The organism is Kitasatospora sp. NPDC096140 (genome assembly GCF_040303045.1).
GTDB lineage: Bacteria > Actinomycetota > Actinomycetes > Streptomycetales > Streptomycetaceae > Kitasatospora.
Genome location: NZ_JBEOUW010000035.1, coordinates 89,631 through 99,534, shown reverse-complemented (window position 1 = coordinate 99,534; position 9,904 = coordinate 89,631). Strand labels below are relative to the sequence as shown.

General features: G+C 74.2%; 9 protein-coding genes and 1 pseudogene. 5 read left to right on the top strand and 5 right to left on the bottom strand.

Going from position 1 to position 9,904, the window contains the following annotated elements:
* Positions 1-94: 94 nt before the first annotated feature.
* Together ABT048_RS30275 and ABT048_RS30270 are read right to left on the bottom strand one after the other, a co-directional pair.
* On the bottom strand, positions 95-964 hold the full coding sequence (locus tag ABT048_RS30275; protein ID WP_350524721.1) for a class I SAM-dependent methyltransferase: 870 nt from the start codon (positions 962-964) through the stop codon (positions 95-97).
* Between the two features lie 205 nt (positions 965-1,169).
* Complete coding sequence (locus ABT048_RS30270) at positions 1,170-1,712, bottom strand: PadR family transcriptional regulator (RefSeq protein WP_350524720.1); 543 nt, start codon at positions 1,710-1,712, stop codon at positions 1,170-1,172.
* Between the two features lie 152 nt (positions 1,713-1,864).
* On the opposite strand from ABT048_RS30270, the gene ABT048_RS30265 reads away from it, so the two are divergent.
* Together ABT048_RS30265 and ABT048_RS30260 are read left to right on the top strand one after the other, a co-directional pair.
* Positions 1,865-3,364 carry an MATE family efflux transporter gene (locus tag ABT048_RS30265; protein ID WP_350524719.1) on the top strand — a complete coding sequence of 500 codons (1,500 nt, stop codon included), beginning with the start codon at positions 1,865-1,867 and terminating at the stop codon, positions 3,362-3,364.
* Positions 3,361-3,546: pseudogene (locus ABT048_RS30260) on the top strand (mycothiol transferase); the annotation flags it as partial. The gene ABT048_RS30265 and the pseudogene ABT048_RS30260, both read left to right, overlap by 4 nt.
* Positions 3,547-3,673: 127 nt before the next feature.
* On the opposite strand, the gene ABT048_RS30255 reads toward ABT048_RS30260, so the two are convergent.
* Entirely contained in the window at positions 3,674-5,056 is a 1,383-nt protein-coding gene (locus ABT048_RS30255) for an MFS transporter (RefSeq protein WP_350524718.1), read from the bottom strand.
* The gene (locus tag ABT048_RS30250) at positions 5,053-5,643 is read right to left on the bottom strand and encodes a TetR/AcrR family transcriptional regulator (protein ID WP_350524717.1); all 591 of its coding nucleotides are present in this window, start codon (positions 5,641-5,643) and stop codon (positions 5,053-5,055) included. The genes ABT048_RS30255 and ABT048_RS30250 overlap by 4 nt, the downstream gene beginning before the upstream one ends.
* Positions 5,644-5,716: 73 nt before the next feature.
* Between ABT048_RS30250 and ABT048_RS30245 the strand changes: the two genes are divergently transcribed.
* The gene (locus tag ABT048_RS30245) at positions 5,717-6,001 is read left to right on the top strand and encodes a hypothetical protein (protein WP_350524716.1); all 285 of its coding nucleotides are present in this window, start codon (positions 5,717-5,719) and stop codon (positions 5,999-6,001) included.
* 120 nt (positions 6,002-6,121) lie between these two features.
* On the opposite strand, the gene ABT048_RS30240 is transcribed toward ABT048_RS30245, so the two are convergent.
* Entirely contained in the window at positions 6,122-6,298 is a 177-nt protein-coding gene (locus ABT048_RS30240; protein ID WP_350524715.1) for an antitoxin, read from the bottom strand.
* A gap of 283 nt (positions 6,299-6,581) precedes the next feature.
* Here ABT048_RS30240 and ABT048_RS30235 point away from each other — a divergent pair, with 283 nt between their 5' ends.
* Both ABT048_RS30235 and lpdA read left to right on the top strand, forming a co-directional pair.
* Entirely contained in the window at positions 6,582-8,108 is a 1,527-nt protein-coding gene (locus ABT048_RS30235) for a M28 family metallopeptidase (protein WP_350524727.1), read from the top strand.
* A 294-nt stretch (positions 8,109-8,402) separates the two neighbouring features.
* Positions 8,403-9,809, top strand: coding sequence for a dihydrolipoyl dehydrogenase (gene lpdA, locus ABT048_RS30230; protein ID WP_350524714.1), 1,407 nt, complete (start codon positions 8,403-8,405; stop codon positions 9,807-9,809).
* Positions 9,810-9,904: the final 95 nt, after the last annotated feature.

Below are 9,904 nucleotides of genomic sequence, written 5' to 3'. Positions count from 1 at the left end.
AGGTCGAACCGCGCGGCCCCATCGAGACCGAAGCAGCCCGCCGCCTCGCCGACGACCTCAAGAACCAGTAATCATCCGATTACCCAACACTTTCTCAGGTGCTCGGCACCGGCGGTGCGGCACGCCGCTCGCGCAGCGTCCGGAGCATCCGGCGAGTCGCCTTGGTGGCGACCGGCGGCAGCAGCTCCAGCGCCAGCCGGCGCGAGGCGGAGCGGTGGACGGGTGCCTTGACCTGGTAGTTGAGGCGCAGCACGGGCGTTCCGGCGATGGTGTCCTCGTCGACCGTGTAGCCCTCGGCCCGCCAGTCCCGTTCCAGCAGGACCTGCCGGGCCGCCGCGGCGTCGCCCCAGGTGCCGTAGAACTTCATCGGGGTGAGCAGCACCGGCTGCAGTCCGCCGGTGAAGACCGCCTCCCAGACCGCCGCCGAGACGCCCGGGGTGTGCTCGGAGCGGTAGTCGTCCAGGGCGACCAGGCCGTTCTCGGCGAGTGCGGCCCGGGCGACGGCGATGTCTCCGGCCACGTGCTCGTACAGGTGGGAGGCGTCGACGTGGACGAACCGGCAGCTGCCCGCCGGTATCCGGCCGTCGGCCAGCACGGAGGTGGGGGCCTGGACGATCTCGGGCAGTTCGCGGTGGAAGGCCAGGTAGTTGGACTCGAAGGCGCTGCGGGTCAGCGTCTTGCGGTAGGACATGGCCATCTCGGCGGCGTTGTCGTCGTCGTCCGCCTCGGAGTCGAACAGGTCGCAGACGGTCAGCCGTTCGCCCGGCCGCAGGTGGTCGCCGAGCAGGACGGCGCTGCGGCCCAGGTAGCTGCCGAGTTCCAGGATGTCGCCGGTGACCCCGGTGGAGCTCTGGCTGGACAGCAGGTGGCCGAAGGCGGCCCGATCGAGACTGAAGAACCATCCGGGTATGTCGTCCCGCTTCAGCGGCGCGGGGCGGGCGGCTGCGGTCTCGGCAGTGGGCACGGCGGCCTCCAGGGGGACGGCGGGGCGCGGTGGCGGATCACGCCGCGGAGGGGACGCCGAGGACGTGAGGCGGATCATCATAGCCACGCCGGGGCCCGGTGGAGCCAGGTGTGGAACGACCCTCTTCCTGGTGTCCGCTGGGCCGTCCGGGCGACCGGGGCCACTGGGGCCACTGGGGCGAGGGGGGTTGTCGGGATCGCCGGGGCTAACTGGGCCGTCCGGACTGCTCCAGCTCCGCGATGGTCTCCTCCAGCCAGGCCCGCTCGGCCGCCGTGGACGCCCGGGCGACGAGCAGCATCCCGCGCCGGAACGGGTTGGGCTCGCGTTCGGCGCTGACCGCCCGGCCGTCGCCGTCGTGGAAGAAGCTGCTCGGCTCGGTCAGGAAGGCCAGGCGGCGGCGGAGGACGGCGGCCTGCCGGGGCGGGTCGGCGAGGTGGTGCAGGAACGTGACGAGCGCGAAGAAGCGCATCTGGTCGGTGATCTCCGCCTGCTCCGGGTCCGCCAGTCGCCGCAGCAGCTCGGTCCGGCCGGCCTCGGTCGGCTCCAGGGTCTGGCGCGGTGCGGCGCCAGTGCCCGGTTCGGTGCGGCGGGACAGCAGGCCGGCCTTCTCCAGCCGCGCGATGGCGGGGTAGAGCGCACCGTCGCTGACCGGGCGGACGTGGCCGGTCAGGCCGGTGATCCGGGACTTGAGCTCGTAGCCGTGCAGCGGCTGGTCGTACAGGAAGCCGAGGATCGCGAGGGTCAGCACGGCGAAGCCCTTCCGTCGGAGTGCGCCCGGTGGAGCGTCATATTACCTCTTGCCGATGTACCTCGAAACGATGTATCTCTCATCGAGGTCGCCGTTCAGGCCTCCGTCCGGGCGGTCCGGGTCGAGGTGGCGGCGGACCAGGGGAGGAACCAATGCGCGGGCACACGTCCCGACTCACGGCGCTCGCCGTACCCGTCTACGCGGAACTGCTGTCCGGAGTGATCGCCTCGGTGATCGGCACGCTCTGGGTGGCCGGCCTCGGAGGGGCCGCGGTCGCCGCCGTGACACTGGCCGGAACCGTCGAGAACCTGCTGCTCGGGCTCGTCCTGGTGGTCAGCTCCGGAGCCGGCGTCCGGCTCTCCCACGCCCTCGGCGCGGGCGACCACGCCGAGGCCGCCCGGACCACCCGCGCCGCCTGGCGGCTCTGCGCCGTCGGCAGCCTCGCGCTCGCCGTCCCCGGCTTCCTGCTGCGCGACCGGCTGGCAGGCGCCTTCCTGGACGGCGAGGCCGCCGTCCGCGCCGCCGAGTACCTCACCGTCGCGTTCCCGGCGTTCGTGCTGTTCTTCGCCCAGCGCGTCGCCGACGAACTGTTCAAGGGCGCGGGCGACACCCGCACCCCGATGCGGATCGCCCTGCTCTCCAACGCGCTGCTGCTCGCCCTCGACCCCCTGCTGATCCTCGGCGGCGGTCCGCTGCCGGCCCTGGGCGTACCGGGCGCGGCGCTGGCCCTGGCCGCCTCGCGGGCGATCGCCTTCGCCGTCACGCTACGACTGCGGGGACGGCGGCCGGAGCGGCGGTCGGAGTGGCGGTCGCGACGGCGGTCGGGACGGCCGGAGCCGCGGCCCGGTTCGGCCGGGGCCACCGGGGCCACCGGAGCCGCCGGGGGAACGCGGGCGGCGGCGGTGCGGATCGTGCGTGCGGGAGCACCGTTCGGCCTGGACTTCACCGCCCGGATGGCCGTCGGCACCGCCCAGCTCGGGCTGGTCGCGGGCTTCGGCGTCGCGGCGGTGGCCGGGTACGGGGTCGGCTACCGCGTGCTGCTCGTCGTCACTATGGCCTTCTACGCGCTGCGCCAAGCCGCCGCGATCGAGGCCGCCCGCCTCACCGGCGCGGGGGAGGACGGCGCGCTGCGCTCGCTGCGCCGCGACACCGGACGCCTCGCCGCACTCGTCGGCGCCGTGGCGGCCCTGCTCTCCGCGACGCTCGCCACCCCGCTGACCACCCTCTTCACCGACGACCGGGCGGTGGCGGCGCAGTCCGTCGGGTTCCTGCGGATGGCGGCGCTCTACCTGCTCCCGTACGCCCTGGTGGTGGCGCTCGGCGGTGCGTACCAGGCGGCCGGCGCCGGCCGCCCGGTCGTGCTCGCCGTCCTGCTCGGCCTCGGTGCCCAACTCGCCACCTCGGCAGCCCTGTCGGGGCCGTGGGGAGTGTCGGGCGTGTGGCTCGGGCCGGCGGTGGGTGCGGCTCTGCAGCTCGCCCTGCTGGCGGCCCTCACCCGCGACCGGGCGCAGCCGGACTCGACGCCGACGCCGAACCCGAGCACCGCAGCAACGCCGGACCCGGACCCGGAGCCGGACCCGGAGCCGAAGCCGCAAGCAGCACCGCTCCCGTCGGCGGCCCACGCACCACAGTCGCTCCAGCCGCTCGAATGACGCGCGACGGCGCGGCCGTTCAGCGACGACCGGTCGCGTGCCCGGGCCGACGCCTGGCGCGCCGCACGGCCGTGCCGCCGTCGACGACGACCCTGCTGCGCCCGGTCCAGCACCTCGCCGGGGTCGAACGGACCTGGCACCAGCGGGCGTTCTTCGGCCGAGAGGCACCACCGGGCCACGGCGCGGACGACAGGCGGAGGTCGCGTACGGGCGCGAGCCGACCGCCGGAGCCTCCCCGGACGCCGACGGAGGAGCCCGCCCGCCACCACGGCCACGCCGACCGGCGGCCCCGCGAGCGCCCCGACGGCGTCACGGGCCTGCGGCGAACTCCCGTTGCCGGTCGGCCGTTCGACCCGGCAGCCGGGCCGCGAGCAGGATGCCGACAGCCGCCACCGCGGCCATCGCCAGCGCGGAGGGCGTCAGCGCCGCGCCGGGCTGCGCACGGCCGGCCGCGGTGGTGGCGAGTGCGATGCCCAGGGCGGGGCCGATGTTCAGCGCGGTCTGCTGCAGCCCGCCCGCGACACCGGCCTCGGCGGCGGCCGCGCCCCGGACCACCAGGGCGGTGGCGGTGGCCATCACCGCGCCGAAGCCCGCGCCCAGCAGCAGGAAGCAGCCGGCGATCGCGACGGTCCCGGAACCGGGCCCGAGCCGGGCGGCCAGCAGCGCGCCCGAGGTGACCAGGGCCGTTCCCGCCACCACCACGGCCCGTTCACCGTGACGCCGCGTCACCCGGGCCGAGGTCGCCGCCGTCACGATCATCGCCACCGCGAGCGGCGCCGCCCGCAGGGCGCTCTGCAGCGGGTCGAGCCCCAGCACGTCCTGCAGGTAGTACGTCGCCGGGAAGAGCACGCCCTGGAGTGCCGCCGAGGCTGCGAGCAGGACGCCCAGCGGCGGTGCGACCGCCGGCGAGCGGAGCAGGTCGGGCGGCAGCAGCGGACGGGGGGTGCGCCGCTCGTGCCGGGCCAGGGCCAGGGCGAGGGCGGCGGCGGCCGCGAGCCCGAGCGCCGTGCCGGCCGACCAGCCGGAGTCCGGGAGGGCGACCAGGGTCTGCACCAGGCAGGCCAGGGCCAGCGCGAGCAGGGCCGCGCCCGGCAGGTCGAGCCCGCCGCCCCGGACGGCAGCCTCGGGGCGTGCCGCGGCCGGCACGGCGAGGGCCGCCAGCAGCGCGGCGCCGGCCGGCAGCAGGCCGAACAGGAAGACCGACCGCCAGCCGAAGTGCGCGGTGAGCGCCCCGCCGACCAGCGGCCCGGCCGCGGCCGCGAGCCCGATCGCCGCCGTGCGCGCCGCGATCGCGCCGGCCAGCCGGTCGGCGGGCCAGGCGGCGCGCAGCATGCCGAGGGTGGCCGGCTGCAGCAGGGCGCCCGCGACGCCCTGCACCACCCGCAGGGCGATCACCCAGCCGATGCCGGGTGCGAGGGCGATCCCGGCCGAGGCCGCGGCGAAGCCCGTCACGCCGACGGCGAAGACCCGCCGGTGCCCGTAGCGGTCGCCGAGCCGGCCCGCGAACACCAGCAGGGCGGCGACGGTGACGAGGTAGCCCGTCCCGGCCCACTGCACGGCGGCGACGGACGCGTGCAGGTCGTGCTGGAGGACGGGCCGGGCGACGGTCAGCGCGGTGCCGTCGAGGGCGACCAGGACGGCACCGGTGATGCTCGCGGCCAGGGTGAGCCGTCGGTGCAGCCGCGGCGTCACCGGGCGGCCGGACCGAGATGGGCGTCCAGCGCGGCGCGCAGCAGCGGTTCGACGTCCTCGCTGCCGGTGATGAGCCGCAGGCTGCCCCAGGTGCGCAGTTGGGCGAGGCCGTGCAGGTTGGCCCAGAGGGCGGCGGTGGCGACGGCCGGATCGCCGGAGCCCGGGTGCAGCTCGGCGACCAGGCCGACGAAGGTGAGGAACAGCGGCACGGTGGTGCGGCGCAGCTCCGCACCGCTGCCCTCCAGCAGGTCGTGACGGAACATCAGCTCGAACATGCCCGGGTTGGCGGCCGCGAAGCCGAGGTAGGCGCGGGCGAGCGCGTCGAGGCGGCCGCGGGCGTCGGCGCCGCTGCCGACCGCGAGGGCGTCGGCGCCGGCCATGGCGTCGGTGAGCCTGCCGAAGCCGTTCCGGGCGATGGCGGCGAGCAGCTCGCGGTGGGTGGGGAAGTAGCGGCGGGGCGCCCCGTGCGAGACCCCGGCGTGGCGGGCGATCTCGCGCAGGCCGAGCGCCTGGACGCCCCCGGTGGCCACCAGTTCGACGCCGGCGGCCACCAGTCGGGCGCGGAGGTCACTGTCCTGATCGGTCATGGACACTGTCTACCAGGCGCTCGTAGACAGTGTCTACTCGCCCCCGCGGGCAGCCCGGGGCAGAATCGGCGGCATGGACGAAGGCGGCGAGTCGGCCTGCTGGCTGGAGCGGGTGTGCCCGGAGTGCGGACGGCTGCGCGAGCGGCCCGGACCGGCACCGTGCGAGCACTGCGGCGCGGCCGAGGACGACACCCCGCACACGGACGACACCCCGCGCACGGACGACACCTCGTGCACGGACGGCGCCCCGCGCACGGACGACACCTCGTGCACGGACGGCGCCCCGCGCACGGACGACACCTCGTGCACGGACGGCGCCCCGCGCACGGACGACGCGCCGCCGCGGCGTTCGACCTGACGCCCGGGCGCTCCGACGCCGCCCCCCCCCGAGAAGCCCGAACCCGGCCCGGCCGAGGGCCGGACCGGGGCGGCGGACACGGAGGGCCACGGCCCGGTCCGTGCGTCCGCTACGGCCTGCCTACTGCGGCGGCTCGTCGCGGAACTGGTTCTTCATCTGCTCCTGGCCGGCGTCCACCTGGCCGCTGTACTTGCCCTGCGTGCGTTCGTCGACGGCGTCACCCGCCTTGTCGACGGCCTTGTCGGCCTGTTCCTCGTGGCCCTTCAGCAGGTTCTTGAGCTTATCCATCATGGACATGTGGTCACACTCCCGGATGAGACGGCCCCACTCCTCCAATATCACCGCGCATCCCCCCGCGCGCATCCCGCCGGGTGCGCGGCGGGCTTGGCAAGGCGATTCCGGTCCTGTCAAATCGTGAGTTCACGGCCCGTCGGAAGGAGTCGCCTTGAAGCTGCGCACCCGTCGCTCGACCGCCCCGCTCGACCGTTCGCCCCGGCACGACCACGCCACCCGGCACGACACCGCCACCCCGTTACGGCGCCCCCGCACCGCCGTCACCGGGCGTCGCGCGGGCGCCGCACTGACCGTCGCCGCCCTGGTCACCCCGCTGCTGCTGGCCGGTGCCGGGAGCGCGGCGGCCGACCCGGACCCGGCGCGCAAGGGCGCCAAGCTGGCCGCCCGGCTGGTCGACGCCGCCGATGCCGAGTCCGCCCACGACACCCTGGCCGCGCTGCAGCGGTTCGCCGACCGCAACGGCGGTACCCGGGTGGCCGGTTCGAAGGGCCACGAGCAGTCCGCGCAGTACGTCTACGAGCGGGCACGGCGCGCCGGTCTCAAGGTGTCCAAGCAGGAGTTCGAGTACACCTTCTTCGAGGCCCGCACGCAGCGCCTCGACGTGCTGTCCCCGACGGCGGAGTCCGTGCCGGTGATCGCCATGACGTACTCGGTGGGCGGACCGGAGGCGGGCCTGACCGCCGAGTTGGCGGTCGCCCCGGTCAGCGCCACCACCGGTTGCGCGTCCACCGACTACCCGGCCGGCGGGTTCACCGGCAGGATCGCCCTGATCCGGCGCGGCGGCTGCAGCTTCGCCCAGAAGCAGGCCGCCGCGGCGGCGGCGGGCGCGATCGGGGCGCTCGTCTACAACAACGCCGAGGGCGACCTCAACGGGACCCTCGGGGACCCGACGGCCGGGAAGGTCCCGACCGGCGGGATCACCAGCGCGGCGGGTGAGGCCCTGGCCGCCGCGGCGGCCGCCGGGCCCGTCCGGGTGACCCTCGACATCCGCACCGTCATGGAACCGCGCAAGACCTGGAACGTCATCGCCGAGACCCGAGGCGGGGACCCGGAGAACACCGTGATGGTCGGGGCGCACCTCGACTCCGTCCCGGCCGGGCCGGGCATCAACGACAACGGCTCCGGCTCGGCGGGCATCCTGGAGGTCGCGGAGAACCTCAACGTCCACCCGGTGAAGAACAAGGTCAGATTCGCCTGGTGGTCCGCCGAGGAGTTCGGCCTCAAGGGCTCCGAGGCGTACGTGAAGTCACTCTCCGAGGCGGATCGGAAGAAGATCCGGCTCTACCTCAACTTCGACATGATCGCATCCCCCAACCACGCGCAGTTCGTCTACAACGGCTCCGGCAGCGCCGGCGGCGGCGCCGGTCCCGAGGGCTCGGCGCAGATCGAACGGGACATCACCGGCTACCTGGACGGCCTCGGCCGGCCGCACGACCCGACCGCCTTCGACGGCCGCTCGGACTACGGTCCGTTCATCGACGCCGGCATCCCGGCCGGCGGCACCGACACCGGCGCCGAGAAGATCAAGTCCCCGGAGCAGGCAGAGCGTTACGGCGGCACGGCGGGCGCCGCGTACGACTCCTGCTACCACAAGGCCTGCGACAACCTGGGCAACATCGACATGGAGGCCTTCGACGTCAACATCGACGTGATCGCCCACGCCGTCGGCACCTACGCCTGGGACCTCTCCTCGCTGCAACGGCCCGTACCGGCGCAGTCCCCGGCCGGCAAGGCCGCGGCCGCAGCAGCCGACGCGAGCGCCGCAGGCACCGGCGGCGGCGTGAGCGGCTGCGCCGACGAAGTGACGGCCTGACGCCCGGGTGGGCCCGCTGCCGTCCTCGGGCGGCGGGCCCACCCGCCCGCCGTAGGCGCCGCTCGCGCGGCGAACACCCTGCGTGACCTCGGCATCCGCTCCCTCCCCTCCGTCATCGCCCCTGGTGGGCGCCGGTGCGGTCACCGTAGCGGAGACCACTGACAATTCGGCCCCCGGGCCTGTACGGTGCCGCGCGGAGCGCATCCGTCGAGACCCGATGGGTGCGCCGAGCCCGGTCCTGCCACCATGGGACCGAGATCACGACACCGTGACACCCTCGGAGGAGTCAGCAACATGAGCACGCACTACGACGTCGTCGTCCTCGGCGCGGGCCCCGGCGGCTACACCGCCGCCGTCCGCTCGGCCCAGCTGGGCCTGAAGGTCGCGGTCATCGAGGCCAAGTACTGGGGCGGCGTCTGCCTCAACGTCGGCTGCATCCCCTCCAAGGCCCTGCTGCGCAACGCCGAGCTCGCCCACATCTTCACCAAGGAGGCCAAGACCTTCGGCATCAAGGTCGAGGGCCAGGTGACCTTCGACTTCGGCGAGGCGTTCCGCCGCAGCCGCTCGGTGGCCGACGGCCGGGTCAAGGGCGTCCACTACCTGATGAAGAAGAACGGCATCACCGAGTACGACGGCTGGGGCACCTTCGTCGACGACCGCACCATCCAGGTCGCGCTCAGCGGCGGCGGCTTCGACGTCGTCACCTTCGACCACTGCATCATCGCGGCCGGCGCCACCACCCGCCTGCTGCCCGGCACCAGCCTGAGCGACCGCGTGGTCACCTACGAGGAGCAGATCCTCACCGAGCAGCTGCCGGAGAGCATCATCATCGCGGGCGCCGGCGCGATCGGCGTCGAGTTCGCGTACGTGCTGCACAACTACGGCGTGAAGGTCACCATCGTCGAGTTCCTCGACCGCGTGGTGCCGCTGGAGGACGTCGAGGTCTCCACGGAACTCGCCAAGCAGTACCGCAAGCTGGGCATCGAGGTGCTGACCTCCACCCGCGTCGAATCGATCGACGACAGCGACGCCAACGCCAAGGTCCGCGTCACCGTCACCAAGGACGGCGAGCAGAAGGTGCTGGAGGCCGACAAGGTGCTCCAGGCGATCGGCTTCGCGCCGCGCGTCAACGGCTACGGCCTGGAGAACACCGGCGTCAAGCTCACCGACCGCAACGCCATCGCCGTGGACGGCCGCGGCCGCACCAGCGTCGAGCACATCTTCGCCATCGGCGACGTCACCGCCAAGCTGATGCTCGCGCACGCCGCCGAGACGATGGCCGTGATCGCCGCCGAGACCATCGGCGGGGCGGAGACGATGGAGGTCGACTTCGTCATGATCCCGCGCGCCACCTACTGCCAGCCGCAGATCGCCTCCTTCGGCTACACCGAGGCGCAGGCCCGCGAGCTGGGCTACGACGTCAAGGTCGCCAAGTTCCCGTTCACCGCCAACGGCAAGGCGCACGGCCTCGGCCACCCGATCGGCTTCGTCAAGGTCATCAGCGACAACACGCACGGCGAGCTGCTCGGTGCCCACCTGATCGGCCCCGAGGTCACCGAGCTGCTGCCCGAGCTGACGCTGGCCCAGCAGTGGGACCTGACCGTCCACGAGGTCGCCCGCAACGTGCACGCCCACCCGACCCTGGGCGAGGCGGTCAAGGAGGCCATTCACGGCCTCGCCGGCCACATGATCAACATGTGACGCAGCCGTCCTGACGGCCGTCGTGCCCGCCGTGCCGCGAAGTTCGACCTGTCCAGCCTGCGGGTGCTGGGCAGCGTCGGCGAGCCGATCAACCC